31 protein-coding genes and 1 riboswitch are annotated in these 25,225 nt (G+C 38.2%); of the genes, 24 read left to right on the top strand and 7 right to left on the bottom strand.

Annotation, left to right across the window (positions count from 1 at the left end; translation table 11 throughout):
• The first annotated feature begins 45 nt into the window (after positions 1 to 45).
• From PLZ15_00535 to PLZ15_00490, 10 genes are all read left to right on the top strand, one after another.
• Entirely contained in the window at positions 46 to 789 is a 744-nt protein-coding gene (locus PLZ15_00535; protein ID HOI28214.1) for a hypothetical protein, read from the top strand.
• 212 nt (positions 790 to 1,001) lie between these two features.
• Positions 1,002 to 1,196: a hypothetical protein gene (locus PLZ15_00530; GenBank protein HOI28213.1), complete on the top strand. Its 195-nt coding sequence runs from the start codon at positions 1,002 to 1,004 to the stop codon at positions 1,194 to 1,196.
• A complete protein-coding gene (locus tag PLZ15_00525; GenBank protein HOI28212.1) occupies positions 1,196 to 2,032 on the top strand; it encodes a DUF4373 domain-containing protein in 837 nt (278 codons plus the stop codon). Before PLZ15_00530 ends, PLZ15_00525 begins: the two co-directional genes overlap by 1 nt.
• Positions 2,019 to 3,347 carry a DnaB-like helicase C-terminal domain-containing protein gene (locus tag PLZ15_00520; protein ID HOI28211.1) on the top strand — a complete coding sequence of 443 codons (1,329 nt, stop codon included), beginning with the start codon at positions 2,019 to 2,021 and terminating at the stop codon, positions 3,345 to 3,347. Before PLZ15_00525 ends, PLZ15_00520 begins: the two co-directional genes overlap by 14 nt.
• A complete protein-coding gene (locus tag PLZ15_00515; GenBank protein HOI28210.1) occupies positions 3,344 to 3,742 on the top strand; it encodes a hypothetical protein in 399 nt (132 codons plus the stop codon). The genes PLZ15_00520 and PLZ15_00515 overlap by 4 nt, the downstream gene beginning before the upstream one ends.
• Before the next feature lie 96 nt (positions 3,743 to 3,838).
• Positions 3,839 to 4,504, top strand: coding sequence for a hypothetical protein (locus PLZ15_00510; protein ID HOI28209.1), 666 nt, complete (start codon positions 3,839 to 3,841; stop codon positions 4,502 to 4,504).
• Positions 4,505 to 4,605: 101 nt separating this feature from the next.
• On the top strand, positions 4,606 to 4,839 hold the full coding sequence (locus tag PLZ15_00505; protein HOI28208.1) for a hypothetical protein: 234 nt from the start codon (positions 4,606 to 4,608) through the stop codon (positions 4,837 to 4,839).
• Between the two features lie 22 nt (positions 4,840 to 4,861).
• Positions 4,862 to 5,122 carry a hypothetical protein gene (locus PLZ15_00500; GenBank protein ID HOI28207.1) on the top strand — a complete coding sequence of 87 codons (261 nt, stop codon included), beginning with the start codon at positions 4,862 to 4,864 and terminating at the stop codon, positions 5,120 to 5,122.
• Positions 5,123 to 5,373: 251 nt separating this feature from the next.
• Positions 5,374 to 5,577, top strand: coding sequence for a hypothetical protein (locus PLZ15_00495; protein ID HOI28206.1), 204 nt, complete (start codon positions 5,374 to 5,376; stop codon positions 5,575 to 5,577).
• Complete coding sequence (locus tag PLZ15_00490; protein ID HOI28205.1) at positions 5,577 to 6,173, top strand: hypothetical protein; 597 nt, start codon at positions 5,577 to 5,579, stop codon at positions 6,171 to 6,173. Before PLZ15_00495 ends, PLZ15_00490 begins: the two co-directional genes overlap by 1 nt.
• Before the next feature lie 352 nt (positions 6,174 to 6,525).
• On the opposite strand, the gene PLZ15_00485 is transcribed toward PLZ15_00490, so the two are convergent.
• Complete coding sequence (locus PLZ15_00485) at positions 6,526 to 6,867, bottom strand: DUF190 domain-containing protein (protein ID HOI28204.1); 342 nt, start codon at positions 6,865 to 6,867, stop codon at positions 6,526 to 6,528.
• A gap of 11 nt (positions 6,868 to 6,878) precedes the next feature.
• A complete protein-coding gene (gene crcB / locus PLZ15_00480) occupies positions 6,879 to 7,250 on the bottom strand; it encodes a fluoride efflux transporter CrcB (protein ID HOI28203.1) in 372 nt (123 codons plus the stop codon).
• 23 nt (positions 7,251 to 7,273) lie between these two features.
• Positions 7,274 to 7,368, bottom strand: a riboswitch (Fluoride riboswitch).
• Between the two features lie 102 nt (positions 7,369 to 7,470).
• Here crcB and eno point away from each other — a divergent pair.
• The 6 genes from eno (at position 7,471) to PLZ15_00450 (ending at position 13,913) form a co-directional block, all read left to right on the top strand.
• The gene (gene eno / locus PLZ15_00475; GenBank protein ID HOI28202.1) at positions 7,471 to 8,766 is read left to right on the top strand and encodes a phosphopyruvate hydratase; all 1,296 of its coding nucleotides are present in this window, start codon (positions 7,471 to 7,473) and stop codon (positions 8,764 to 8,766) included.
• Positions 8,767 to 8,834: 68 nt separating this feature from the next.
• Positions 8,835 to 10,217, top strand: coding sequence for a type I glutamate--ammonia ligase (glnA, locus tag PLZ15_00470; protein HOI28201.1), 1,383 nt, complete (start codon positions 8,835 to 8,837; stop codon positions 10,215 to 10,217).
• Between the two features lie 67 nt (positions 10,218 to 10,284).
• Positions 10,285 to 10,899, top strand: a complete 615-nt coding sequence (locus PLZ15_00465) for an acyloxyacyl hydrolase (protein ID HOI28200.1) — start codon at positions 10,285 to 10,287, stop codon at positions 10,897 to 10,899.
• Between the two features lie 52 nt (positions 10,900 to 10,951).
• Positions 10,952 to 11,956 (top strand): glycosyltransferase family 9 protein, encoded by a 1,005-nt coding sequence (locus PLZ15_00460; GenBank protein HOI28199.1) that lies wholly within the window; start codon positions 10,952 to 10,954, stop codon positions 11,954 to 11,956.
• On the top strand, positions 11,950 to 13,005 hold the full coding sequence (locus PLZ15_00455) for a glycosyltransferase family 9 protein (protein HOI28198.1): 1,056 nt from the start codon (positions 11,950 to 11,952) through the stop codon (positions 13,003 to 13,005). The genes PLZ15_00460 and PLZ15_00455 overlap by 7 nt, the downstream gene beginning before the upstream one ends.
• A gap of 17 nt (positions 13,006 to 13,022) precedes the next feature.
• Positions 13,023 to 13,913: a DMT family transporter gene (locus tag PLZ15_00450; protein ID HOI28197.1), complete on the top strand. Its 891-nt coding sequence runs from the start codon at positions 13,023 to 13,025 to the stop codon at positions 13,911 to 13,913.
• Positions 13,914 to 13,944: 31 nt separating this feature from the next.
• Here PLZ15_00450 and PLZ15_00445 read toward each other — a convergent pair whose 3' ends face one another.
• The 3 genes from PLZ15_00445 to PLZ15_00435 are packed head-to-tail and all read right to left on the bottom strand — an operon-like array spanning position 13,945 to position 15,748.
• Positions 13,945 to 14,454 carry an O-acetyl-ADP-ribose deacetylase gene (locus tag PLZ15_00445; GenBank protein HOI28196.1) on the bottom strand — a complete coding sequence of 170 codons (510 nt, stop codon included), beginning with the start codon at positions 14,452 to 14,454 and terminating at the stop codon, positions 13,945 to 13,947.
• Positions 14,454 to 14,957, bottom strand: a complete 504-nt coding sequence (locus tag PLZ15_00440; GenBank protein HOI28195.1) for a cupin domain-containing protein — start codon at positions 14,955 to 14,957, stop codon at positions 14,454 to 14,456. The genes PLZ15_00445 and PLZ15_00440 overlap by 1 nt, the downstream gene beginning before the upstream one ends.
• Before the next feature lie 5 nt (positions 14,958 to 14,962).
• Entirely contained in the window at positions 14,963 to 15,748 is a 786-nt protein-coding gene (locus PLZ15_00435; protein ID HOI28194.1) for an alpha/beta hydrolase-fold protein, read from the bottom strand.
• Positions 15,749 to 15,891: 143 nt separating this feature from the next.
• On the opposite strand from PLZ15_00435, the gene PLZ15_00430 reads away from it, so the two are divergent.
• From PLZ15_00430 to PLZ15_00420, 3 genes are all read left to right on the top strand, one after another.
• Complete coding sequence (locus PLZ15_00430) at positions 15,892 to 16,086, top strand: hypothetical protein (protein ID HOI28193.1); 195 nt, start codon at positions 15,892 to 15,894, stop codon at positions 16,084 to 16,086.
• A gap of 136 nt (positions 16,087 to 16,222) precedes the next feature.
• On the top strand, positions 16,223 to 16,675 hold the full coding sequence (locus tag PLZ15_00425) for a hypothetical protein (protein ID HOI28192.1): 453 nt from the start codon (positions 16,223 to 16,225) through the stop codon (positions 16,673 to 16,675).
• Between the two features lie 273 nt (positions 16,676 to 16,948).
• On the top strand, positions 16,949 to 18,142 hold the full coding sequence (locus PLZ15_00420; GenBank protein HOI28191.1) for a PLP-dependent aminotransferase family protein: 1,194 nt from the start codon (positions 16,949 to 16,951) through the stop codon (positions 18,140 to 18,142).
• Positions 18,143 to 18,186: 44 nt separating this feature from the next.
• On the opposite strand, the gene PLZ15_00415 is transcribed toward PLZ15_00420, so the two are convergent.
• Together PLZ15_00415 and PLZ15_00410 are read right to left on the bottom strand one after the other, a co-directional pair.
• A complete protein-coding gene (locus PLZ15_00415) occupies positions 18,187 to 18,783 on the bottom strand; it encodes an indolepyruvate oxidoreductase subunit beta (GenBank protein ID HOI28190.1) in 597 nt (198 codons plus the stop codon).
• 23 nt (positions 18,784 to 18,806) lie between these two features.
• A complete protein-coding gene (locus PLZ15_00410; protein HOI28189.1) occupies positions 18,807 to 20,402 on the bottom strand; it encodes a thiamine pyrophosphate-dependent enzyme in 1,596 nt (531 codons plus the stop codon).
• A 178-nt stretch (positions 20,403 to 20,580) separates the two neighbouring features.
• On the opposite strand from PLZ15_00410, the gene PLZ15_00405 reads away from it, so the two are divergent.
• From PLZ15_00405 to sufB, 5 genes are all read left to right on the top strand, one after another.
• Positions 20,581 to 21,054 carry a PTS sugar transporter subunit IIA gene (locus tag PLZ15_00405; protein HOI28188.1) on the top strand — a complete coding sequence of 158 codons (474 nt, stop codon included), beginning with the start codon at positions 20,581 to 20,583 and terminating at the stop codon, positions 21,052 to 21,054.
• A gap of 17 nt (positions 21,055 to 21,071) precedes the next feature.
• Positions 21,072 to 22,334: a histidine--tRNA ligase gene (gene hisS / locus PLZ15_00400; protein ID HOI28187.1), complete on the top strand. Its 1,263-nt coding sequence runs from the start codon at positions 21,072 to 21,074 to the stop codon at positions 22,332 to 22,334.
• Positions 22,335 to 22,850 carry a hypothetical protein gene (locus tag PLZ15_00395; protein ID HOI28186.1) on the top strand — a complete coding sequence of 172 codons (516 nt, stop codon included), beginning with the start codon at positions 22,335 to 22,337 and terminating at the stop codon, positions 22,848 to 22,850.
• 54 nt (positions 22,851 to 22,904) lie between these two features.
• A complete protein-coding gene (gene rlmB, locus PLZ15_00390) occupies positions 22,905 to 23,636 on the top strand; it encodes a 23S rRNA (guanosine(2251)-2'-O)-methyltransferase RlmB (protein ID HOI28185.1) in 732 nt (243 codons plus the stop codon).
• Positions 23,637 to 23,740: 104 nt separating this feature from the next.
• Entirely contained in the window at positions 23,741 to 25,225 is a 1,485-nt protein-coding gene (gene sufB / locus PLZ15_00385) for a Fe-S cluster assembly protein SufB (protein ID HOI28184.1), read from the top strand.

Below are 25,225 nucleotides of genomic sequence, written 5' to 3'. Positions count from 1 at the left end.
AATTAATTAAAAACAAAGCCTTAATTATCAAATAAGGGGGCGAAAATGGACCTAAAAGATTTATCAATTAGCGATTTAAAAGTAACACTGAAAGAATATGAGGAAAAACTTGACAAAATCTATAATAAAAAATATTACGACACTTATGAATTTAATTTGATAAAAGAACTGGAGGGAGATCTTTATTACCTGGGCTGGGGTAAGCCTAAAAAGTTATCTGATATTAAATATCAAGATTCAGGAGAATTATCCGTAAAGTTATTCCCAAATATCTCGAGATACCACCGCGCACAAGGTCTGGACTTTTCCTCATTAAATAATAATAAGGTTGTTTATTATGATGAGGTCCGAAAAGATTATGATGATTATTATTCTTTACTTCCGCGATATGAACTTATAAAAAATGAATTACAGTATAGAATTAATATTGCGCCAACAAGCATTATAGATCATGTTTTTTCACAAAGTAAAAAACCAAAAACACAATATAAGAGGGGTGTGTTCAAACAAATTTTTAATAGAGAAATTAACAGGTATGAAGGTGAATTGAGAATATTATATAATTCACTTACTATTCAAAAAGTTGCCTCAGAGATATTCGATATTATCGCAAATGAAATAGATTTAAATGGTTATTATAAATGCAAAGACTACGGCAGCCCGGACAACTTTAAGAACAGGGAAAAAACAATAGATTACCTTTGCGATAAGATCAGAGATTATATGTTGGGAAAATACCCGGATCTTAAGGGAGTTTTAGTGAATGAAAGAATCAATAACAAGAAATGACGGCCTTTTTTATCTTCAGAAATCAGCTATTTTTTAATATTACAAAATTATTTAGTTAGCCTCACATAGCCCTCGGATAGCCTCGGATAGCCTTTTTTAATTTGCATATATGAAAAATTTGGCATAAGTGTAACAAGCCGGCATTTTTCATGAGAATAAAATATTAATTACAATTTGACCGATTATTAAATAATCGAAAAGGGGGAATTAAAATGAAAAACCCTAAAGCAACATTAACCTTCCTAATACGCAAACAATTGATACAGATTGAGATTGCCCGCAACAAAGCACTAAAATCTCCGGACCTCACACCAAAAGAAAAGCGAATTTTGACAGAATCATTTAACAATATGCTGGTTGATGGATTGATCCTGTATGATGAGCTGCACTCCGGGGGGTCAAACTAATGGCAAGGCCTCTAAAAATTGGACTTGATTACTTTCCTCATGATGTTGATGCATCCTCAGATGAAAAAATTGAAAGACTGAGAGCGCAATTCAAAAACGATGGTTATTCATTCTACTTTATGATGCTTGAAAGAATTTATCGGACCAATGACGGCAGATTGCTTTTAGATGAAACCGCTAAAAAAATATTTGCCAAAAGGATGGGATTATCATTAAAGAAATTTTCTGAAATCCTGAATTGTTGCTTAAAAAACTTTTTATTCTCTCAAGATGAGTTCGAAAAAAATTCTGTTATAACAAGTCAGGGAATCCAAAAAAGGTTTTTTGAAATTCAAGCCGAAAGAGAAAGAAAGAGAGATCGTTACTATCAGAAAAGAGAAGTTTCTCCGGTAGTTTCTCCAGTAGTTTCTCCGGACAAAACACCTGGAGAAATGGGGGGAGAAACGCCACAAAGTAAAGTAAAGAAAAGTAAAGCATTAAAAGAAGATCAGTTTGAACAATTCTGGAAACTATACCCTAATTCTGGATTAGGTAACAAAGGATCAAAACAAGATGCAAGGAATGAGTTTATGAAACTTGATCTTGAGGGCGGCCTATTTGATATAATTGTTGCTGCACTAAACAAACAGATTATCTTTAAAAGGAAATTGAAAGATCGCGGAAAATTTTATGAGAGCTTTCCGCATGCAGTCCGATGGATAAAGAAAAAGCGATGGGAAGATGAAGCAACTGAACCAAATAATATTCTTGATGAAAGTCAGCTTGAGGAAAAAAGAAGTCCTATAACCAATGATATAATGACTAAACATAGGAGGCAAATCAATGGAGAAGCTTGAACAAACTATCCTCGGAGAGTTTCTATCTTTGAATATTTATCAAGATCAAGTTGATGTTATGCTTGAACTAAATACTGGATTGTTCAAGGGGGAAAAAGCGAAAAAACTTGTAGAAGCTTTTTCAAAAATTCTATTTGAGAAAAGACATGTTATTGATGCCGTATCAGTTTATAAAGAAGTAGTTAATATACCGGGAATAGAGGTCGTTGATCTTGCAGAGCTTGTTCGAGGTTCATGCCCTATAAATGAAATATTTCATCACATTGAAATATTGAAGGAAAGGAAATACCGGAGGGATATTGAAAGAAATGTTCTTGATTCTTTAGATGAATTAAAGACCTCGGTTACAATTAATGAGTTTAATGATAAAAAAGAAAAATTAATTGTTGCTTTAAGTGGTATTGAATTTAACTCGAATACTAAACTTGTTGATCCCCTGCAGCATATAAAGAAATTAGATGAGCATCTTGGCAAGAATAAAGTTCTGGAGGGTGCTTCATGGGGTTTAATTGATCTCGATGTTTATACAAACGGCATTGAAACACCTCGATTAATTGTTTTGGGAGGACTGAAAAAATCAGGTAAAACAAAATTTGTTATTAATACTCGCTACCAGTTATATAAACAAAAAATTCATTCTCCTTTTATCAGTTTAGAAATGCCGGGGTATGAAATAACAAAACAAACCATTTCAAGATTCTCCGAAATACCCGAACCATATTTCAGAGCCAGATCATATATGAGCAATGATCAGAAAAAAATATATGATCGGGTAAAACAAGAAATTGATTGGAGTCTTTTGCCAGTGATGGACAAATCCGGAGTGGATGCTTATCAGATAGTAGCAATGATCCGGTATTTCTCAAAACAATATCCCGGCTGCATAATTTTTATTGACTACTTGCAAAGAGTGAAACATGACCGGAATAAACAAGCTCAAGAATTAGAAAAAATCTCAAATATGATAGCAGACGCAACCCGGGAATATAATGTTTCAGTAGTTCTATTAAGCCAGTTGAATAATTCAGCTGAATGGACTGATCCCTCTATTGGCACTCTCAAAGGATCCGGGGGGATTGGTGAAAGTGCAGACACAATTATTCTACTTGATAATTTATATCGGAGAGAAAAGATTGATTCAAACCGGGGTATTATTAAACTCCATTTAGAGCAAAGATATGGAGATAGTGGAACAATCAGAATTAATTCTGATCTATCAATTAATAAATTTTTTGATAGTGAATTAACGCCTGGAACAAATGAGATCCATGCAAGAAATTATTATGAATCCGAAGTTGAGGAGTTGAAAATATGAATCAAAGATTAGCAAATAATGGTAACTGGAAGGGCGGTATTTCATTCAATAGATACCATTACACAAAGAAATATCGGAAACTCTATCCAGAACAAGAACCAGCCCGAAAAGTGGTCCACAGAGCTATTAGAAGCGGAAAATTGGCAAAGCCTAATTATTGTCAGTTCCCTAAATGCTTCAAAACGGAAATTTTTGCTCATCATGTTGATTATTCAAAACCTTTAGCGGTCGAATGGTATTGCCGAAAGCATCATTCATTGATTCACAAAGGTTTTGATAATAACCTGGAATTATTTGCGGATGATCCTAAACAAGAAATTCAAATTGATAACCCGGCCAGGTTAGTAAATCCCAAGAATGCTCCTTCAATTCAAAATATAGTGGGGGGAGCATGACTTTCTTAACGGCAGCGGTTTATCAAATAGATGCAAAATCAATAATCACAACAAGCTACAATAAACTAAATACCTGTAATAGGGGGAGTATGTAAAATGGAAACTAAAAATCAGAAAAACGCAAATCCGTATGTGGAGCAAGTAAATCAATTAAAAAATGATTTTACTGCAGACCTTGGCAAAATTTCTATTCATGCAGATCTTAAACCTGAAGTTGCTGAAAGGAAAAAACGCGAAGAAAATGGAATGGTAATTGACAAATTCAAAACAAAACTTGAAATCCTCATGGATAACTTTGAAAGGCAGCGCAAGGGCCTTGTTACAAAGGCAAATAAAATAAAATTTCCTTTGTTCTATTCAATTGTATCAACTGAAAAATTAATCGGTTCTAATGAGATTCAGTCGGCAATAAATTTACTTTCATCCTCGAGGCCGGAAGCTCTTATTATTAGCGAGTTGAAATCGGCCGTTGATGAGGATCGGATGGACTATTTTAGTCAACTTGTTAAAATGCTATCTCAGATAACCGGGAATACCGAAAAGAATGCTATTCTAAAATCTGAAATATTAAGCTTTGCAAAATCGGTTTATGATAAACTTGGAATAAATGAAATTGAAAGACAAATTTCTGAAATAGAGATGGGAATGATTGCAGCAAAATCATTTGGCAAATTACTTGGACATGGAACGGAAATTCTTGAACCTGTTAAAACGCTTGATGACTGGAAAAGAAAATTCAGCACGATTCAGAGGAATTACTAATTCAATACTGGGTAAAAATTCCCGGAGAAGTTGTTATTATTTCAAATTCTCATCATATCTAAGTATTGATTTAATAAAAAGTTAGGCCAGGGGGTTAAAAAATGGCAAATTCTTTAGCCGAAAGGCATGTGAGAGTAAGCAATCTCTCAGATGTTAAAAGGTTGTTAGGCCGCATTATTTGGTTATATCAACAAGGGAAAATCTCGAGTGTAAAATCTCGGGATTTAGCCTATTTATGCTCTAAATATATCGAGGTCTGCAAAGCTGATAAGGAGCTTAATGAACTTGATGAAATCACTAAAAGAATTAATGATTTAGAAAAAAAATATCAATAAATAATTTCGAGGGGGGGGTGTATTGAAAGGGATTGACAAAATAAAAAAGCAAATATTAGATCTGAATAATAAAATCGGATTTATTGATGACAATAAAAACTATTCAATCCTTATAACAGATGACAAAAAGAACGGAAGGTTCCATTGTATCAAAGAAATCCAGAACAAATTCGGAGAGCAAATCGAAAAGAATCTGAATGAATGGAGGGATCCAGAAAGCACATGGATTTTTATTGATTCTAAAATCAAGAGGGAAAACGATGAAAGCACTAACCCCGGTTAAGTCAATAAGAAAATATTGCCTGGAGTGTTGCAACTTGCAACCGAAAGAAGTAAAAAATTGTCCTGCACTTGATTGCCCGTTATTCAATTTCAGATTAGGCAAAAATCCTAATAGGAATAAAATAAAAGAGAATTTGAGGCAAGATAATTTATGAGCCATATCCAGGTATCAATTTGAGGACTTATGAATAAAAAACCATAGCTAACCATTAAGAAACAAAAAATAAAAGGATTTTAAGAGGAGGGGGCAACATGAATTTTGATAAAATTAAAAAGCAATTGGACCGGATTGAATTTATCACAGGAAAGGAGCCTGTATTATTGGAGATACTTCTTGTTGATAGTAAAAGAGGGGATAACAAAATAATCGCTAAGGAGAAATTGAGATTCAATTTTAATTCCAGCGATCACGAAATAATTCAACTCGAAAAACCAATAATAATGGAGGCTAACTAATGAAACTTAGATTAGATAAAAATATCAATCTTGGTAAATCATTCTGGAAAAAACTTGGTGCAAATATAATTAAGTGGGTAAGGGATGATTTTCAAAGGGGAATTTTCCAGAATAATAAATCTGGATTAGATTATAAATCGGATGAATACAAGAAATATAAAGCCAATGATATGCGCCGCTTCACAACAGGCGAAGGACAAACCTTCAGTGATAAGACTGGATATTTTTTCGGGAAAACCTATTTTCACAACAAGAAAGCAAAACAGAAAAAGGGGAAATCCTATACAACAGGCCAACGATTAAAGGAGTATTATGGGACCTCAATAGAATCTCATCAGACTGGATATGTTGATATGACCTTGACAGGACAATTAAAAAAAGGGTTAGCGGTTAAAGATGTTTCTGATAATAGTGTAACATTAGGATATAATTCTGCTGATGCGGGAAAAATTGAAGGTAATAGGAAATACGGCCGGGAGGTTGTAGGATTGAATGATAATAACATTGAGAAAACGCGCGATATGATTATTCAAGAAATGAAAAAGAATTTATTATCAGGCATGCAGGGAGATATAAATATTGAAATCAAATTGTGAAAAAATTCTTGTAAGATTTTATAGGATCTATTGAGCATGAATGATATAAGTGAAGAACAAAATTGATTATTATCTGCAGAAAAATTTCTTTGAAAAAATCTTCTATTTAGTTAGATTGAAGTGAAACAATTAATCAATTATCAATCACTTAATCGAGGCGAATTAACTTTAAAAATCTAATTTGGAGTATTTACTTAAGCGTAAGTTGAGCAACTTCAAAAGCATTTTACGGTTTAGGAAACCGCTGCTCTATCCACTGAGCTACCGGGGCATTTTGTTGAATTTCATCAAATTTTCCTTTGAAATATAAATATTCGTTTTCCCCTTTCCAAGATTCCGGTGGAAGAGCAGTTCATTTTATGTATTTAATGATCTCTGCTTTCTCTATTGTTATCAATCCTCCGCAGTCTGCTTCCTCAAACATCTTTTCGATTACCGGAATAAAACTGTCGATCTTTTCGGATTCATCAACTATTTCAATTATAAGGGGCATGTCCTCCGATAGCCGTAATATTTTTGATGAGTGAATCCTGCTTCTTCCTCCGAATCCCATAATTCCTTTGTAAACTGTTGCTCCGGCAAGTCCCGATCTTCTGGCTTCGAGAACAACACTTTCGTAAAGTGTAGTTGAGTGGATTTTGTCCGATTCACCAATAAAAATCCTAAGTAATTTTGCCTCTCCCTTAATCTGCATCTCTCCTCCGGTTAGTTTTTTACCAAAAGTGATACAAAATAGACCGCTGCGAAACAGAGTATTATGCTTGATGCAATATTCATTGATGCCAGAAAATATTCTGAATTTTTAATCAAATTTACTGTCTCTAATGAAAATGTGGAGAATGTTGTAAATCCCCCGCAAAAGCCGATTGTAAGAAAAAGGCGAAGATCAGGCGAGATTAATTCCTTGCTGTCAAAAAGGTAGATTATTATTCCTAAAATAAAACTCCCGAGAAAATTAACTGTTAATGTCCCATATGGAAAGTTTTCAGGTAGGATTTTATAAACCTGATTCGATAGCCAGTAACGTGCTGCGCCTCCTAATGCGGCACCGGTTGAAACAAGTAAGTAATTTATCATAACGATTCCGTTTTTATTGAACTTGGAAATCAGGAGTTATCAGCCGGAATGGCGGTTCCTTCGACCTTTACATGTTTTCTGGAGGAATGAAGTGGTGAACTCCATCACCGGTTCAAACATAAAAAATATTTATGAATTATATCCGTATGAATTCGTCCTATTTTACTAAATTTGATTCTGAAAAAATTGAGTTTATGCAAAACTAGAACAGGAGAAAAAAATGACAACTATAGTTGATGTATGGGGTCGCGAAATACTTGACTCGCGCGGTAATCCTACAATTGAAGTCGAAGTTACACTCGAAAACGGTATCGTTGGAAGAGCGGCTGTTCCAAGCGGTGCTTCAACAGGTGAAAACGAAGCCGTTGAATTACGTGACGGAGACAAATCAAGATATCTCGGTAAAGGAGTTAAAAAAGCTGTTGATAATGTGAACGACAGGATCGCTGACGAACTGATCGACTTTGATGCAACCGATCAGGTTGCTATAGATAACATGCTTATTCAACTTGACGGAACTCCGACAAAATCCGAATTAGGAGCTAATGCAATTCTCGGCGCTTCACTTGCTTGCGCTAAAGCGGCTGCCGAATCACTCGGACTTCCTCTCTACCGGTATATAGGCGGTGTAAGCGCCCGTACTCTTCCGGTTCCTATGATGAATATTCTTAACGGCGGAAAGCATGCTGATAACAATGTTGATTTCCAGGAGTTTATGGTTATGCCCGTCGGCGCTCCGAACTTTGCTGAAGCTCTCCGGTATGGCGCAGAAACTTTCCATACTTTGAAATCTGTACTTAAGAAAAAAGGTTACAATACCGCTGTTGGCGACGAAGGTGGATTCGCTCCGAATCTTAAATCGAATGAAGAAGCTATCGAAGTAATTTTAGAGGCTATCGAAAAAGCTGGTTTTAAATCCGGTAAAGATATTTTCATCGCACTCGATCCCGCTGCAAGCGAAATGTGGGATAATGATAAGAAATCCTATTTCTTCTTCAAATCCGATAAATCCTATATGGCTCCCGAAAAGATGGTTGATTACTGGGTTAACTGGATTAACAAGTATCCGATAATTTCCCTGGAAGATGGAATGGCCGAATTCGATTGGGAGGGCTGGAAAATGTTAACCGATAAAGCCGGTAACAAAATTCAGCTTGTTGGCGACGACCTTTTCGTTACAAACACCGATTACCTTGCTAAAGGGATCGAAAAAGGTGTGGCTAACTCTATCCTCATAAAAGTAAATCAAATCGGTACGTTAACAGAAACTCTCGACGCTATCGAAATGGCTAAGAGAGCTAAATACACTGCTGTTATCAGTCACCGCAGCGGTGAAACCGAGGATACTACTATTGCCGATATTGCCGTTGCTACAAATGCAGGCCAGATTAAAACCGGATCGGCATCCAGAACTGACAGAATTGCAAAATACAATCAGCTCTTAAGAATTGAAGAAGAACTTGATACTACTGCAGTATTTCCGGGAATTTCAGGTATTAATTATTCCGGTAAATAAAAATTCAATAAACTAAATTAAGCCTCGCTAAGGGCGGGGCTTTTTATTCTCTACTAATCGAGGAATTTATGCCAAAAAATACTTTACAATCAATTAATACTTTGATCAAGAAAAATAAAATCGAGGTTATTGATCTTAAAGCAATCGATCTGTCGGGAAGGCTCCATCATATCTCTCTCCCAGTTAATGATAATGTAATGTCTAAACTGATCAAAGAAGGTGTCGGATTCGACGGTTCAAGTTACGGATTCAGAAAAGTTGAAAACAGCGACATGATTCTGATACCGGACCTTGATACTGCTGTAATTGATCTTTTCAGGGACGCGCCGACTTTAAGTTTTTATTCTAACATAATACTTACGGATGAAAAACGAACCAGATTTTCTCAGGACGGAAGATTCCTTGCTAAACAGGCTGAAGATTTGCTAAAGAAAACTACCGGAACCGATGCTTCAATGTGGGGACCAGAATTTGAATTTTATATCTTTTCAAAAGTGAACTATGATACACGGACTGCAACTTCGTACTATACGGTTGAACACGCGGAGGAATTCTATAAGAAAGCATACCACGCAGCTAATCCATTCGATATTTATGATGATTTCCGTGACGAAGCGTGCAAATTGTTATCACGTTTCGGAATTAATGTTAAGTATCATCATCACGAAGTTGGCGAACGCGGTCAGCAGGAAATTGAAACATATTTTTCTGACCTATTAACGACAGCCGATAATATTGTTACTGCGAAATACGTACTATTTAATTTTGCGCGTCAGAAGGACCTCTTCATTACGTTTATGCCTAAGCCGATGTACCAGCAGGCCGGCAACGGAATGCATCTTCACCTTTTCCTTACTAAGAAAGGGAAGAATGCTTTCTACAAAAAAGGCGCGTACGGAAATCTTAACGACCTGGCACTAAATTTTATCGGCGGTTTATTGAAACATGCGCCGGCTCTTTCGGCGTTTACTAATCCGAGTACCAATTCCTATAAACGGCTTGTACCCGGATTTGAAGCACCGGTTGCCCTAACCTATGGGCAGGGAAATCGCGCGTCTGCAATTCGAATTCCGAAATACATCTCCAATCCTGATGAAGTCCGTTTTGAGTACCGTCCGCCTGATGCAACTGCAAATCCGTACCTCTGTTTAACTGCTATGCTCCTTGCAGGAATTGACGGTGTTGTAAATAAAATCGATCCCGTAAAAGAGGGTTTTGGACCCTACGATAAGAATTTCCTTGATGACGAAACAAAACATAAAATTCATATGCTGCCGAGAAATCTATCGGATGCACTTGATGCTCTGGAAGTTGATCACGAATTTCTTAGACGGGGAAATATTTTCACAGATGAATTGTTGGATCAATGGGTTAAGATAAAAACAGAAGAGATTCAGGCTATCGGTACAATGCCTCATCCCTTCGAATACAAAATGTATTTCAACCTGTAATCAATTATGGACGGGTTTCCGGGACTTCCCGGAAATCCGGCCCTTTCCTCAACAACAGAGATTGCTAATGATTAAACTAAGTCATAGCCTCTTTATGATCCTCTTAGTTAACTTCAACATTCTATTTGCTCAAACAGATAGCCTCAAAGAATCTTATCCCCGTTTTGGCGTCAGCTTAGGATACGGTAATCAGGTAATGAAGATTTTTGGCGGGGGAATAGACCTGAACGTGAAATACCTCTATGAGGTCTATCTCTTTGAAGTTGATTATATCACATCATTATTTGAAGGCGAAACCTGGAATGTTGAGTCTCAACTGAATATTATTTACGGGTATTCTAACTTTAAGTCGAATATAAATAATCGCGAAAAAATTAAGAGTAGTGAAGTTGGCATTAATTCAGGTTTTTTAATCAAAAAAAATATTTGGGATGATAATCTTAAAATATATTTTGCTTCGTCTCTTGGCTTAATTTATACCGAAGCTCTCCCGGAAAGACAAATATCAGGTATTATGTTCTGCGGAAATTATTCTGTGGGAGTTCAGATAAAATTGAACCGTAATCATTTTATAGATTTAAGGACTGGATTCAGGCATCTCTCAAATGCCGGCCTGAGAAGACCGAATGGCGGTATTAACAACTGGATTGTTAATTTCGGGTCAGTGTTTGTAATTAATTGACCGGTCTGTTTGTAATTAAACTATTTATTAATATTTGTAGTGATCTGCTTTTTTGAAAATACTTGTAATAAATATAAAGTATCTAGGTGACCTGATAGTATCTACTCCGGCTCTCAGGTCGCTCCGTAAAACATATCCTTCGGCAGAAATAGTTTTGCTGATCAGGAAAGGATTTGAGACCTTCTTCGAGAATAATCCGAATATTAACAGAACAATCCTCTTCGATCCCGGAATGAAAGGGAATTCAGGTTTGATGAATTTTCTTAAGGGGATAAAGTTTATAAACAATATAAGAAAAGAGAAGTTCGATACGGCTATTGTCCTCCATCCGGGCGATCGGACTGCATTCTGGGCCTGGTTCTCCGGGGCTAAAGCCAGAATTGCCCCGCGCAATCAGAGTTTCTCTTTCCTATTCAATAACAAAGTGGATGTTGAAGAGAACACGATCGATTATATCCACTACTACAACAAAATTATTTCCGCTTATAACGTGGTTATAGATTCAGACAGGACTGAAATTTTCTTGTCCGAAGCTGATGCCGGATGGACAGATCTTTTCTTTGATGAAAATAATATAGACCGTAAAGATTTTGTGATCGGAATTCATCCGGGCGCCAGCGAACCATCGAAAATCTGGAAAAAGGAAAATTTTATTCTTCTGATCGACCGGCTGGTTCAAAAAGCCGGACTGAAATTAATAATTATGGAAGGACCAAAAGAAAAGGAGATTTGCGCGTCAATCAGGACTTCTTTCAAATTAAACAGTAAAATCTCATTCACAGATGCAGGAATTAATCGCACTGCTGCGTTAATTAAAAAGTGCAATCTGTTTATTACTCACGATACCGGGACAAGACATCTTGCTGTTGCTGCCGGAACACCTGCACTTATTCTGATGCCCGACGATAATGAAAAGTACTGGGATTTTTATACTGACGGACATAAGCATTTTACGCTGATTGGCAGGAGAAATTTATCGGAAGGGCATCCCTTCCTGGACGGAATAACGGTAGAAGATGTTTATCGGAAAATAGGAAGTATTTTAAATCAATGGTAAATCAGCAAATTAAAAAGATCCTGATTATCAAATGGGGAGCGCTCGGCGATCTTATAGCTTCTACTCCTGCCATTAAAGCCGTAAGGGATAATTTCCCTGATGCCCGCATTACCCTGCTTACAAATCCTCTAATGACCCAGATAATCCCTGAAGGCTTTCTAGTTGATGAGCATATAACAATTAATACTAACCGGAATAAGGTTATCGATTCTGTACCGAAGCAGTTGATCACAGCATTCAGATTACGCAGAAAAAAATTTGATCTTGCAGTGAATTTGAGATGGACTTCCGAAAGAGCAGCTCTATTAACGTATCTTTCGGGTGCGAAAGTAAGAATTAGCAGCGGCCCTGAAAAGCTTATGAATCTTTACACTGTCCGTCTTAAACACCCCTCAGGCAGATATCACGAAATTCACCGTAACCTCGATATAATTAAAGGGCTCGGATTGAATGTTTATGATGAAAACCCGACTCTTTATGTCTCCGGCGGCGATAAAAAATTCGCAAGCGATTTTTTTAATTCGGTTCACATTTCTAAAAAAAATACGATTTGCATTCACCCGGGCGCCAGCAGGGAAATTAGAGCATGGCTTCCCGACCGGTTCGCAGAAATTGGTAAACGGCTTGTAAAAGAATTCAACTCAAATATTGTTGTTACGTGGAGCGGAAGTGAATCCGCGCTGGCAGACAGGATCGTAAACGAGATAGGGAAAAACGCTTACAAAGCGCCAGCAACCGAATCGATCGGCAGACTTGCCGCCCTGATAGAAAATTGCGGATTTTTCTTCTCCAATTGTACCGGCCCTATGAATGTAGCAGTTGCGGTTAAAACTCCGGTTGTTGCTTTGCTCGGATCGTCGGATCCTACCGACTGGGGTGCTTATGGAAAGGAACACATTAATATTAAATCTCCATTGGTGCTTGAACATTACTCGGATGAAACCGAACATGAAGCAATGAAAGCTATCCAAACCGATTCTGTCTGGAATGTTGTTCAATCAAGATGGAAAGATTTAAGCAGTATTTATAATCAATCAATTAATCAATAAAGAAATTTTGAAATACCATGCCATTTCTCGGTGAAATTTTTGCAATTCTTACGGCCCTCCTCTGGTCGGCTACTTCAATTGTATTTACAGAAGCTTCTGTTCGAGTCGGTTCGTTATATGTAAACATATCCCGGTTGATTCTGTCTGTTGGATATCTCGCTTTAACTATTCTGATTTTTAGAATCGAAATAAACTTATCCTCCGGTCAGATTTTTAATCTAATCCTTAGCGGATTTGCCGGACTTGTAATTGGCGACACATTTTTATTCAAATCCTTTCAGCATATCGGAGCCAGATTAAGTATGCTGATAATGGCATTGGCTCCGGGAATAGCAGCAATTCTGGCATTCTTCTTTTTGAACGAAATAATTTCCTTTATCGGTGTTGTTGGGATGGTAATAACCGTCGCAGGTATTTCGATGGTTGTATTACAGAGAAAGGAAAAACCGGCCGCAAAATACAAAGTTGATTATACAGGTATTATTTATGCGCTCATTGGTGCTTTGGGTCAGGCTGTCGGTTTGATTTTTGCCAAACACGCATTTAATGAAGGCGAAATAAACGGATTTGTCGCAGCTTCTGTACGGATTATTGCATCTATCATATTTCTCTATCCGCTCTTTCTTTTTTCCAAGAAGATCCGGAATCCGTTCAAAGTATTTTACAATGAGAGAAAGGCTCTTATATATACCGTAATCGGATCTGTCATCGGTCCGTTCCTGGGTATTACTTTCAGTCTTATATCGGTCTCATATACTAAAGTCGGAATTGCCTCAACACTTATGGCAACAGTTCCGATTATTATGCTCCCGATGGTCCGCTATTATTATAAAGAAAAACTTTCCTGGATCTCTATTACAGGAGCGTTTGTTGCTGTTAGCGGGATTGCAATTCTATTCCTGCGGTAAATCAGATTTTAAAACCGGGGAGATGTAATTTTTATCCAGACATTAATACTGATTCATAAAACCTATAATCATTGCTACTGAAACAGACAAAGATTACTTTTTCAATTGAATCATTATTTGTTAGAAAGTTTTTTACACATCGTATTGCAATCTTTGTTGCGCGTTCAATCGGAAAAGAATAACTACCTGTGCTGATAGCAGGGAATGCGATTGATTTAATTCCCTTTTCAACGGCTAGCTGTAATGAATTTCTATAACAATCCTCAAGGAGCTTATCCTCGTTTTTATTTCCGCCTTGCCAGACCGGACCAACGGTGTGTATAACAAACCGGGCAGGAAGATTATATCCCCCGGTAATTTTTGCCAATCCTGTTTCGCATCCGCCGAGTACTCTGCATTCATCCAGCAATTCCTTCCCCGCCGCTCTGTGAATTGCTCCGTCTACACCTCCGCCGCCAAGCAGTGTTCTGTTGGCTGCATTTACTATTGCGTCCACTTTTAATTCAGTTATATCACCCAGAATGATTTCAATATTTCCCATTATCTCTTTCTGCAGAATTTTTTTATCAATTCACTTTGCCATGGAAATGACCTGGTGAGACTTGATTCATCGGCAAACTCAAAGTCTTCAAAATCAAAACCCGGAGCTACTGTGCAGCCGATAAGAGAGTAAGAGGATTTATCTGAAACCTCCGCTGCAAAGTAAATCCCATTTTCTATTACAAATTGCGGTATCTCACCGGACGTTAAATTATTTCCTAAAACAATTTTACTATATCCCTTTTTCTCATTCAGGAGATGTAAAATTATTCGGGACCCTGAATAGAAGTGCCAGATTTCATCCGACTTCAGCCGGTGAAATGCGGAAAAATCCTCCCCGGCCAACATATAGTAAATGGATGTGGAGATTGAGCGGTCATTATTGTATCGCTCCGGCAATGATGTTTTTTTAATTAATTCTCCTGAACGGTAAATCTCCTTATAGTATCCACCTTCAGGGTGTGGAAGTAGTCCTAATACTCTAATTATTTCATCAGATTTCATTTCTCTTAGATCCCGAATAAAAATTCTAACGGAATATGAAGGCGCTTTGACCAGTCGATCTCAGAATGTTTCCCGCCCTTAACAAAATAACAGTAGAGGTTCTCTTTATGTTTAAATCCTTTTTTCTTTAAAAGCAGGCACATTTCTTTATTGTCTCTTATAAGTTCCTTTTCGTCGCAGCCGCAGTCCAGATAGATTTTTTGATCCAGATGATCCCTTTTATCGTTGGCGATGTTCTCAAAAATTTTCCTGTTATCAACCCAGAATGAGTTTGACATGCATGCCGCTTTCCCGAATACTTCCGGATAATTCCAGGCAAGCTGAAAAGAGATTAGTCCGCCCATCGATGAGCCCATTGTCGCTGTATTCTCTTTATCGCTTTTTGTTTTATAATGCTGGTCAATAAATGGTTTTAACTCCCTTGTAATAAACTGAACGTATTTTTTCCCTTTTGCAGTACAGTAATTGTATTCTTCCAGACGTTCCCTGGAATTATAAATCCCGACTACAATTATTTCTTCAACCTTATTTCTGCCGATAAGATCGGTTAGTACCTCGTCGGTACGCCAGTCGTATCCGATAAAGGATGTAGTAGGACTGAATAAATTCTGGCCGTCGTGCATATACAATACCGGGTAATTCCTGTTTGAGGATTGGTATGAAGGAGGGAGCCATACAAGAATATCTCTCTCATTTTTTAAATTGATACTGTAAAACTCGTGATGATATTCGATATGCCCTAATATATCTTTGTTGCCTATCTCAGGCTTGTTATCTCTGAAAACTATCATTGAAAATTGGATATTTATTTCTTCATTTCGAATATAATATTTTTGTGAAAGAATATAGAATCAAATTCTTTATGATAATTTGACATGGTAAAAATAATTCAAGAACTTAAAGGGAAATATTCTTAAACTTTTTAAAGTTTTGTATGCCTGATTTGCATGAAAAGGTCCGGTGTATGTGGTGCGGTTTTGAAGGTTTATTAGTCTGGGTGCACGGACACGGGCAGTGTTCTAACTGCGGAATAAATATCGACGAATGCTGCAGGGGAGAGGCCTGTGAATCTAAAAATGATTATAAAGAAGAGAATAGTAATTCAAAAGAAGGTGAATCCCGGAAATAATTGTTGTCTTACTTTGTAGACTCTTCTCAACTTGACACACTAAATCCGCTTATAAACTGCCAATACTCCCTCATTTAGCTCTTTTTTCTGGCATTTCGCTTGAGACTAATTAATTAATTAAACTATCTCCGGCTTCATGGAATTAATCGAAATTATTTTTGACATATTAGTTTTCGGCGGAGCTTTACTACTTATTGTGATTCTTGTCTCCTATTTAATATCCAGATCCAATCATAAACAAAGGGAAATCGGACCGGAATCCGCTGTTAAACCCCCTTCAATTATTAAAAATCCTGCTGCCCGTAAAGAGCAGTCAGTCAATCGTTTTAATCCTAGAGGTAATCGGCCGGTTATTATTGAAGTCGATCATAATAAAAGCAGAGAATTGAAGATAGTACGAAAATATTCGTTATCGGACCGCGATGACCAGCAAAATGTTCAGCGGAGTAAAAAAACCGGTTCCGGTACCGGGAGATCAACAGATTCACGCTATACAATAGTGAATGAAGAAATGAATAAAGATAAAAAACGGATGGCAGTAAATTTCTTTAACGGATTCATTTCTTTTCTCATATCTCTTCATCTTTAATTTTTTTATTGAATCAGTAGTTCTCATCCTTTAATTGATTTTACTCAATCCTGATTTATCTGGATTTTTTTTGACCCCGTTTTTTATTATTATTTCAATTGAAAAAATGATTGATAAGTCCAGTTAATTGACCGGAGATTCAGACTTCAACTTTCTAAAGAATAGACCGAAAGAAATTACTGCAAATGCTATTTCCAAGAACTATATCCACTCTTTAACAATTTTATATAGACTTACTTTCTCATTATCCCCCCAAAAATCAAGGAGTTAATAATGATTTCATTTTCCAAATGTGTACAGGAGATGCGTACTTCGGAGATTCGTGATTTAATGAGCGTTGCTACAAGACCCGATATTATTTCTTTTGCCGGCGGTATGCCGAACAATGATCTCTTCCCGGTTAAAGAGATTGATGAAATCTACAACACACTCAGCGATCGCGATAAGAAAACCGGTTTCCAGTACGGACCTACACCCGGTTATCCTCCGCTTATCGAATCGGTTAAAGAATATCTCCGTTCTAAAAATCTTCCCGTCGATACCAATGAATTGATGATCACTTCCGGTTCGCTCCAGGCAATTAATATTGTAGCTAAGTTGTTTATCGATCCGGGTGAATCCGTTGTTACTGAAAATCCTTGCTTTATCGGAGGTACTTCAGCATTCAAATCTTATCAGGCAAATATCGAGAGTGTAGATCTTGACGCGGACGGATTATTGATAGACCAGTTAAAAGAAAAATTTTCAAGCGGAAAAAATCCAAGATTAGTCTATCTTTCTCCTTATTTCCATAATCCGGCAGGAATAGTCTATAGCGAAAAGAGGAAAGTGGAATTGCTGGAATTCCTGAGCGGGAAAGAAACTGTTCTGATTGAGGACGATCCTTATAATGAACTCTATTTCGATGAAAAGAGTAAATCGTTAACTATTCCAATGAAAACTATTCAGCCGGAACCGGTTCCAAACTGCTATATCGGATCGTTCTCAAAGATTCTTGGGCCCGGTATGCGACTTGGCTGGCTGCTTGCTTCTCCCGAAATAATCAGCAAAGCTCAGTTGGCTAAACAATCGATCGATGCCTGCTCTTCAACGTTTACTCAGGTGCTTGCCGATCAGTTCCTGAGGCAGGGTAAACTGAAAACTTATGTTGAGAATTTGCGAGTGATCTATAAACGCCGGATGAATATTATGAACGATGCCCTAAAATCTAATATGCCGCCTGAAGTTAAATGGGTTGAACCATTAGGCGGTTTCTATATCTGGGTTCAATTACCGGATGGAGTTGATTCTCTCGATATTATGCGCGAGTCGGCTTCAAGGGGCGCAATATTTGTGATTGGCAAAACGTTCGATCCCCACGGCGTTAAGAATAATTGCTTTAGGCTGGCATTCTCGCATACTCCGGAAGATCTCATTGAAAAGGGTGTTAAAATTGTTGCTGAAGCGGTCAAACATAAACTTAAGTAGATATTTAATTGTGGTGCGTTGCAAAATTTTTTGTAACGCACTTTTTAAACTTCCGTCTTTCCCGTAAATCTTTTCGATTCTTCAACTCCTGCTAATAGAGCATTGATGTTCATATTGATAATTTCATCGCCTTTCCGGCCGAAGAGTGTTTTTATTCCCCCTTTCAAATTTTCTATCGGTATTTCCAAAAACGGGGAAGCTGCTCCGAGCGTTACAACATTTGAAGCTTTCGGAGCTTTAATTTTACGAGCCACCTCATCTGCATTAAATGCGATTACATTTCCGTAAGAATTCAACTGTTCAAGAAGCTGATTCAAGTCGGGATAATTCGGAATGTTTACAAATGGTGTTGTGTTGGTGATTATCCAACCTTCTTTGGATAGGAAGGGGAGATACCGCATCGATTCCATCGGCTCTACTGAAATAATAAGATCCGCCTCGCCATAAGGAATTAGATCGGATGCAATTTCACTGTCTGAAATTCTGAGGTGGGATTGAACAGCTCCGCCCCTCTGACTCATCCCGTGGACCTCGGATTGCTTTATGAATAAAATCCTTTCGAGCGCGGCAAATCCGATAATCGCTGCTATCGATAAAATACCCTGTCCGCCTACTCCGGATAATATAATATCTTTTTTCATCTCTCTTTTCTATTTGTAAACGATTATTTTTTTGCTTTCTTCTTTTTTGTCACTGTCTGTATGCATTCCCTTTCGGCAATAATAACCGATACTCCGTTGTAAGCTAATTCCTCTTTCAGAATGTCTACCATTTCGTTATGGTATTTTGGTAATGGAGTTAGAATTCTTACATGCTCCGGTTCAACTCCTACTCCCAGACATATTTCCTTCAATCTACCGGTTGCCGATGATTCCTGGCCTCCGGTCATAGCTACAGCGCTGTTATCGGAGATGATAATTGTTATCGGAGAATTTGCATTGACCGCGTCGAGTAGTCCGGTAATTCCCGAATGTGTGAAAGTTGAATCGCCTATCATTGCAACCGATGGAATTAGTCCTGCATCTGCGGCTCCCTTTGCCATTGTAATCGATGCGCCCATATCAACGCAGGAGTTTATCGAGTTATATGGCGGGAGTGCACCAAGTGTGTAGCAACCGATATCGGAGAAAACTCTTTTTTCGCCGAAGACTTTCATCGCTTCATTAAGTGCTTCATAAACATCTCTGTGACTGCAGCCGTTGCAAAGTTCAGGTGGTCTGTTGGCTACAATCTCCGGCACAGGCAGGCCCTCTCTGGTTTGTAATTTAAGCGCCGTGGCAACAAGCGTTGGATTTAGTTCGCCGTCCCTTGGCAATGTCCCGTCAAGCCTTCCCTTAAAAATTTTTTCTGTTTCGAAAAATCCTTTTAACGTCTCTTCAACAAAAGGATATCCGTCTTCAAGGACAAGTATTGTCTCGCATTCGTCAGTAAGTTTCTTCAAAAGTTTTTTGGGTAGAGGGTACTGCCCGATCTTTACAACCGGGTGCGGGGATTTCCTACCCGGATAATTTTCGACAAGGTAATTAAATGCGATTCCGCAGGCAACTATTCCCATCGATTTGTCATCAGCATCAATATACTTATTGAATCTGGAATTCTCGGATTCAATTTCAAAATTTTTCTGATTCTCCAGCAGTATCTTATAACGGTTCCTTGCAATTGCGGGAAGCAGTACAAATTGCCTGGAATCATTCGGAAGCGATCCGCTATTTTGCTGAACCATCTCACTTACTTCAACACCGTATCTGGAATGTGATAGTCTTGTTGTAATCCTGATCATAACCGGTGTCTTATATTTCTCCGAAAGTTCGAATCCCTGCCGGGCCATATCATATGCTTCCTGCTGGTTTGAAGGTTCAAGTACCGGTATTAGTGCAAATTTTCCCAGATAACGGGAATCCTGCTCGTTCTGGGATGAATGCATCGATGGATCATCCGCTACCGTTATTATAAGTCCGCCGTTCACTCCCGTTATAGCAGAATTGATAAATGGATCTGCTGCTACATTGAGACCGACATGTTTCATGCAGACCATTGCTCTTTTGCCGGCATAGGACATCCCGAGAGCTGCTTCCATTGCAGTCTTCTCATTAGCAGACCATTTGCTGTGAATATTTCTTTCAGCAGCCACCCTCGATCTCTGAACGTATTCGGTTATTTCCGTTGACGGTGTCCCGGGGTATGCGTAAATGCCGGACATCCCGCCGTCGATTGCGCCTTGTGCAATTGCTTCCGCACCTAATAAAAGTAATTTTTTCATCGAAACTGATTCTCTGTGTTTAATTTGATTTTTTCTCTGTGCAAATTACGTTATGCATTTAACCACTGCAAGGAGGAAAGGATAATACTCACAATTTATCCTCCTGTTAATTGATAAAGGGGTGCGCCTTTCTTAAATTTGGACCACAATATTATAAAACATTTTCCGGCCTATTGAAATGAGAATTTGCGATATACTTCGAAAAGACAAAATCATTCCTTCAATGAATTCAAAATTTAAGAATGATGCTATTAACGAACTGATAAATCTGTTTAAAGAGGATGATCGTGTTAAAGATGTTGAATCGATGCGAGATTCGGTCCATGACCGGGAAAAAATTATGTCTACCGGTGTCGGTAAAGGATTCGCAATTCCTCATGCAAAATCAAATAGCGTTACTGATATAATTGCAGCTTTCGGAAAGTCTGATGAACCAATCGATTTTCAGGCGCTCGACGGACAACCGGTTAACCTTATTTTTCTGCTCGTCGGAAAAGAGAATCTTGTCGGCCCTCATATAAAACTCCTCAGCCGTATCTCAAGAATGATGAATAAAGAAGAATTCAGAGAGAGTCTTTCCAAAGCCAAAACTTCAGACGAAATTTTTGATCTCTTCGAAAATGAGGAGAAACAATATTTCGAAATCTCCTAGGAAACGGAATTAACCCGATGATTAAAGCAATTACCGGTACAAAGGATATTTTACCAGCCGATATTTCTAAATGGCATTACCTCGAAAAAATTGTCTCCGGCGTTTTTTCTCACTTCAATTATAAGGAAATCCGTACTCCGGTTTTTGAAGAGACTTCTCTCTTTGCAAGGGGAATCGGCGAAGCTACCGATATTGTTAGTAAAGAGATGTATACATTCCTCGACCGGAGCGGTACGAGTGTTACTCTAAAACCGGAAATGACTGCCGGTGTTGTCAGAGCTTTTATTGAACACTCACTCGATAAAAAGCAGAGCGTAAATAAACTCTACTATATCTCACCGATGTTCAGACAGGAGCGGCCGCAAGCCGGTAGGTTCCGCCAGTTTCACCAGTTCGGTGCCGAAGCTCTCGGAAGTAATGACCCGATGCTCGATGCCGAAATGATTATAATGGCTTACGATATTTTTAAGAAACTGGAACTCAAAAACCTGATTGTTAAAATCAATTCTCTCGGTATTCCGGAGTCCCGTGAAAAATATAAATTGATATTGAGGAACTATCTCGAAAAATATTTTGATAAACTGACTCCTGAAAGCAAAAAAAGATTTGATACGAATATTCTGAGAATTTTCGACAGCAAGGAAGAGGCCGATCAGAAAATTATGGAAAATGCTCCTCTCCTAATTGAGCATCTTGACAGCGAAAGCCTTGAGCATTTCGAAAAGGTAAAACAGTCGCTCCTTGACGCTCAAATTCCTTTCGAAGTTGATCCTAAACTTGTAAGAGGACTCGACTATTACTCACACACTACATTTGAAGTAGTAAGCGGAAGTGTCGGAGCGCAGAGTTCGCTCTGCGGCGGCGGACGGTACAATATGCTTGTTAAAGAACTTGGCGGCGGCGATGTGCCCGGTGTCGGATTCGCTGCCGGTATGGAAAGAATTCTGCTTGCCTGCGAAAATGAAAATTCACTGAACATTCCTGATGATAAGATCGATCTTTATATTGTTGCGATTGAAAAAAATCTTGGTTCGAATGCGTTTTCTTTATCAGTTAATCTCAGAAGAGAAGGACTGATTGTTGAATGTGATTATTTGAGCAGAAGCGTTAAAGCCCAGATGCGTGAGGCTAATAAATTTAATGCCCGTTTCGTTTTGATGATCGGCGGAGATGAGTTCCAAAAAGGGGAGTATGTTCTTAAAAATATGTCGAATGGAGAACAGATAACCCTCTCATTAAATGACCTGGGTCAAATATTATCTAAAATAAAGGTGTCCTGATTGCCGCTCCGTAAACCGAAAAACATTCCCAAAATTCCTAAAACCCGGAAGAAAAAAGCTCATACCGCTCTTTCGGCAATCCCGTCTAAAAAACCTGACAAACTCGAATATCTTTGCAAGGCATATTACAGCTACGACGAAAAAATAAAAAAACAGTATTGTGTTTTCGCTATCGAAACAATGGTGGAATTTACGAGCTTTGCCTACGAAATCTCTGTCGAAGTCATACGTGAAAAAAATATTTTTTATTTTATTGTAATGGGCCTTAAAGCAAAAATGGATGCGGTCCCCAGAATTCAACCGGCAAAGAAGGAATTGTTGTTTGAAGACCTTGTCGGCGATTATATCGTTAATGTACTGAAGCAGGACGGCGCCATAAATTCTGCCGACTTCCGTTTCAATTTATACAAAAAAGAAATTGTACTTGAAAAAGAATACAAACCGAAAAAGAAAAACAATCGTGTCTTTTGTAAATTCAAAGTTGCCGAAGATGAATTCACTTTTGTTTCAGAATAGAATTGATCTGTATTCTCTGAAAGTTTTTATCTATCCTTAAAATAAATTCGATTTATGGAAAAAATTTACGGCCGGAAACCGGTCCTCGAAGCGATTAACGCAGGAGTTGAACTGGAGGTTATATACATCTCATTCGGTCAGCACGGTGATGCGATCAACAAGATTTTTGCCTCGGCTAAAAAAAACAGTATCAAGGTCACTCAGCTTTCAATACAAAAATTTAACGACCTGGCCGGTAATTTAAATGCTCAGGGTGTAATAGCTCTTAAATCCGGTATAAAGTTTTTTGATCTGGCAGAATTAATCCAATTTTCAAAAAATTCAAAAAAATATCCTTTACTGCTTCTCCTAGATTCAATTCAGGACCCGCACAACCTCGGAGCGATTTTAAGAACGGCGGAATGCGCTGGGGTAGATGGCGTAATACTTACAACAAATCAGAGTGCGCCGGTAACTGAAACTGTAGAAAAAATTTCTGCCGGTGCTGTATCGCATCTGAAAATCTGCAGGGCTAACAATCTTGTAAGGACAATTGAACAACTGAAGAAAGAGAATTTCTGGATTGTTGGGACTTCACTTAATAATTCCAGAGAGTATACTTCGGTAGATTATAAAATGCCGGTTGCACTTGTAGCCGGAAACGAGGAAAAGGGGATTAGAAAACTTGTTGCCGAAAATTGCGATTTCCTCGTTCAGATTCCGATGAAAGGACGTATTGATTCCCTGAATGTATCGGTTGCAACCGGTATACTCCTTTTCGAAATTATCCGTCAGCAGAACTCCTGAAAATTTGGAACGATTTCCAACTGAATTCGGTTTCTAATATTAATCTTGATATTTTTTTCAAGATTGACTACGTTTTAATCCAAAATTCTAGAATAAAGGCGAAAATGAACGAAATCAAAGAAAATCTGGATAAACCGGAAGAACTTTCCGAGGATATGAAAGTTCTGGACGAGCTTACCAGCTCGGAATATAAATGGGGGTTTGTCACCGATATTGAAACAGAAACTGCTCCGAAAGGATTGAACGAGGATGTAGTCCGTTTAATCTCTCATAAAAAAAATGAACCCGAATGGATGACGGAGTGGCGTTTGAAAGCATTCCGCTACTGGCAGAAAATGGAAGAGCCTCATTGGCCTAATGTTAATTATCCACCAATCGACTATCAGGATGTCAGTTATTATTCAGCTCCGAAAAAGAAACCTCAGCTCAATAGTCTAGATGAAGTTGATCCTGAATTGTTAAAAACATTTGAAAAGCTTGGCATTCCGTTGAATGAACAGAAACTTCTTACAGGTGTTGCCGTCGATGCCGTGTTCGATTCTGTATCGGTTACAACTACATTTAAGGAAACACTGAAAGAAAAGGGAATAATTTTCTGTTCAATCTCCGAAGCCATTCAGGAACATCCCGATCTGGTTAAAAAATATCTCGGTTCTGTTGTACCTTACACAGATAATTATTTCGCTGCATTAAACTCTGCCGTTTTCAGCGACGGATCTTTCGTATTTATTCCTAAGGGAGTCCGCTGCCCGATGGAACTTTCAACCTATTTCAGAATTAACGCGCAGGAGACCGGACAGTTCGAGCGTACTTTGATTGTTGCAGAAGAAAGTACTTATGTAAGCTATCTGGAAGGTTGTACTGCTCCAATCCGCGATAAGAATCAGCTCCACGCTGCAGTTGTTGAACTCGTTGCGCTCGATAATGCGGAAATTAAATATTCAACGGTTCAGAACTGGTACCCCGGCGATAAAGATGGCAAGGGAGGTATTTATAACTTTGTTACCAAACGGGGCGCGTGCAGAGGTATAAATTCAAAAATCTCCTGGACTCAGGTTGAAACCGGTTCTTCTATTACATGGAAATATCCGAGCTGTATTTTACAGGGTGATAATTCAGTCGGCGAGTTCTATTCTGTCGCAGTTACAAATAATATGCAGCAGGCCGATACCGGAACGAAAATGATCCACCTCGGAAGGAATACACGCAGTACAATTATCTCCAAAGGAATTTCCGCCGGAAGAAGCAATAATTCCTACAGAGGACTTGTTAAGATCGGAAAGAATGCCGAAGGTGCCCGCAACTTCACACAGTGCGATTCGATGCTTATGAGTGACAAATGCGGTGCGCATACATTCCCTTACATCGAAGTTGAAAACGAATCCGCTAAGGTTGAACACGAAGCTACAACTTCCAAGGTAGGCGCCGATCAGATATTCTATTTGAATCAGCGCGGAATTGCTACTGAGGATGCCGTCAATATGATTGTAAACGGATTCTGTAAAGAAGTCTTTAATGAATTACCTATGGAATTTGCTGTTGAAGCTCAAAAACTTCTTGCTATCTCTCTTGAAGGTAGTGTAGGATAA

This window comes from Melioribacteraceae bacterium (genome assembly GCA_035362835.1).
Lineage (GTDB): Bacteria > Bacteroidota > Ignavibacteria > Ignavibacteriales > Melioribacteraceae > DSXH01.
This window is presented reverse-complemented; position numbering and strand designations above follow the sequence as displayed.

What these genes read in the sequence shown, in the direction of transcription:
- PLZ15_00535 (HOI28214.1), top strand. Translation starts at nt 46, where the DNA reads ATGGACCTAAAAGATTTATCAATTAGCGATTTAAAAGTAACACTGAAA.
- PLZ15_00530 (HOI28213.1), top strand. Translation starts at nt 1,002, where the DNA reads ATGAAAAACCCTAAAGCAACATTAACCTTCCTAATACGCAAACAATTG.
- PLZ15_00525 (HOI28212.1), top strand. Translation starts at nt 1,196, where the DNA reads ATGGCAAGGCCTCTAAAAATTGGACTTGATTACTTTCCTCATGATGTT.
- PLZ15_00520 (HOI28211.1), top strand. Translation starts at nt 2,019, where the DNA reads ATGGAGAAGCTTGAACAAACTATCCTCGGAGAGTTTCTATCTTTGAAT.
- PLZ15_00515 (HOI28210.1), top strand. Translation starts at nt 3,344, where the DNA reads ATGAATCAAAGATTAGCAAATAATGGTAACTGGAAGGGCGGTATTTCA.
- PLZ15_00510 (HOI28209.1), top strand. Translation starts at nt 3,839, where the DNA reads ATGGAAACTAAAAATCAGAAAAACGCAAATCCGTATGTGGAGCAAGTA.
- PLZ15_00505 (HOI28208.1), top strand. Translation starts at nt 4,606, where the DNA reads ATGGCAAATTCTTTAGCCGAAAGGCATGTGAGAGTAAGCAATCTCTCA.
- PLZ15_00495 (HOI28206.1), top strand. Translation starts at nt 5,374, where the DNA reads ATGAATTTTGATAAAATTAAAAAGCAATTGGACCGGATTGAATTTATC.
- PLZ15_00490 (HOI28205.1), top strand. Translation starts at nt 5,577, where the DNA reads ATGAAACTTAGATTAGATAAAAATATCAATCTTGGTAAATCATTCTGG.
- PLZ15_00485 (HOI28204.1), bottom strand. Translation starts at nt 6,867, where the DNA reads ATGCAGATTAAGGGAGAGGCAAAATTACTTAGGATTTTTATTGGTGAA.
- crcB (HOI28203.1), bottom strand. Translation starts at nt 7,250, where the DNA reads ATGATAAATTACTTACTTGTTTCAACCGGTGCCGCATTAGGAGGCGCA.
- eno (HOI28202.1), top strand. Translation starts at nt 7,471, where the DNA reads ATGACAACTATAGTTGATGTATGGGGTCGCGAAATACTTGACTCGCGC.
- glnA (HOI28201.1), top strand. Translation starts at nt 8,835, where the DNA reads ATGCCAAAAAATACTTTACAATCAATTAATACTTTGATCAAGAAAAAT.
- PLZ15_00465 (HOI28200.1), top strand. Translation starts at nt 10,285, where the DNA reads ATGATTAAACTAAGTCATAGCCTCTTTATGATCCTCTTAGTTAACTTC.
- PLZ15_00455 (HOI28198.1), top strand. Translation starts at nt 11,950, where the DNA reads ATGGTAAATCAGCAAATTAAAAAGATCCTGATTATCAAATGGGGAGCG.
- PLZ15_00450 (HOI28197.1), top strand. Translation starts at nt 13,023, where the DNA reads ATGCCATTTCTCGGTGAAATTTTTGCAATTCTTACGGCCCTCCTCTGG.
- PLZ15_00445 (HOI28196.1), bottom strand. Translation starts at nt 14,454, where the DNA reads ATGGGAAATATTGAAATCATTCTGGGTGATATAACTGAATTAAAAGTG.
- PLZ15_00440 (HOI28195.1), bottom strand. Translation starts at nt 14,957, where the DNA reads ATGAAATCTGATGAAATAATTAGAGTATTAGGACTACTTCCACACCCT.
- PLZ15_00435 (HOI28194.1), bottom strand. Translation starts at nt 15,748, where the DNA reads ATGATAGTTTTCAGAGATAACAAGCCTGAGATAGGCAACAAAGATATA.
- PLZ15_00430 (HOI28193.1), top strand. Translation starts at nt 15,892, where the DNA reads ATGCCTGATTTGCATGAAAAGGTCCGGTGTATGTGGTGCGGTTTTGAA.
- PLZ15_00425 (HOI28192.1), top strand. Translation starts at nt 16,223, where the DNA reads ATGGAATTAATCGAAATTATTTTTGACATATTAGTTTTCGGCGGAGCT.
- PLZ15_00420 (HOI28191.1), top strand. Translation starts at nt 16,949, where the DNA reads ATGATTTCATTTTCCAAATGTGTACAGGAGATGCGTACTTCGGAGATT.
- PLZ15_00415 (HOI28190.1), bottom strand. Translation starts at nt 18,783, where the DNA reads ATGAAAAAAGATATTATATTATCCGGAGTAGGCGGACAGGGTATTTTA.
- PLZ15_00410 (HOI28189.1), bottom strand. Translation starts at nt 20,402, where the DNA reads ATGAAAAAATTACTTTTATTAGGTGCGGAAGCAATTGCACAAGGCGCA.
- PLZ15_00405 (HOI28188.1), top strand. Translation starts at nt 20,581, where the DNA reads ATGAGAATTTGCGATATACTTCGAAAAGACAAAATCATTCCTTCAATG.
- hisS (HOI28187.1), top strand. Translation starts at nt 21,072, where the DNA reads ATGATTAAAGCAATTACCGGTACAAAGGATATTTTACCAGCCGATATT.
- rlmB (HOI28185.1), top strand. Translation starts at nt 22,905, where the DNA reads ATGGAAAAAATTTACGGCCGGAAACCGGTCCTCGAAGCGATTAACGCA.
- sufB (HOI28184.1), top strand. Translation starts at nt 23,741, where the DNA reads ATGAACGAAATCAAAGAAAATCTGGATAAACCGGAAGAACTTTCCGAG.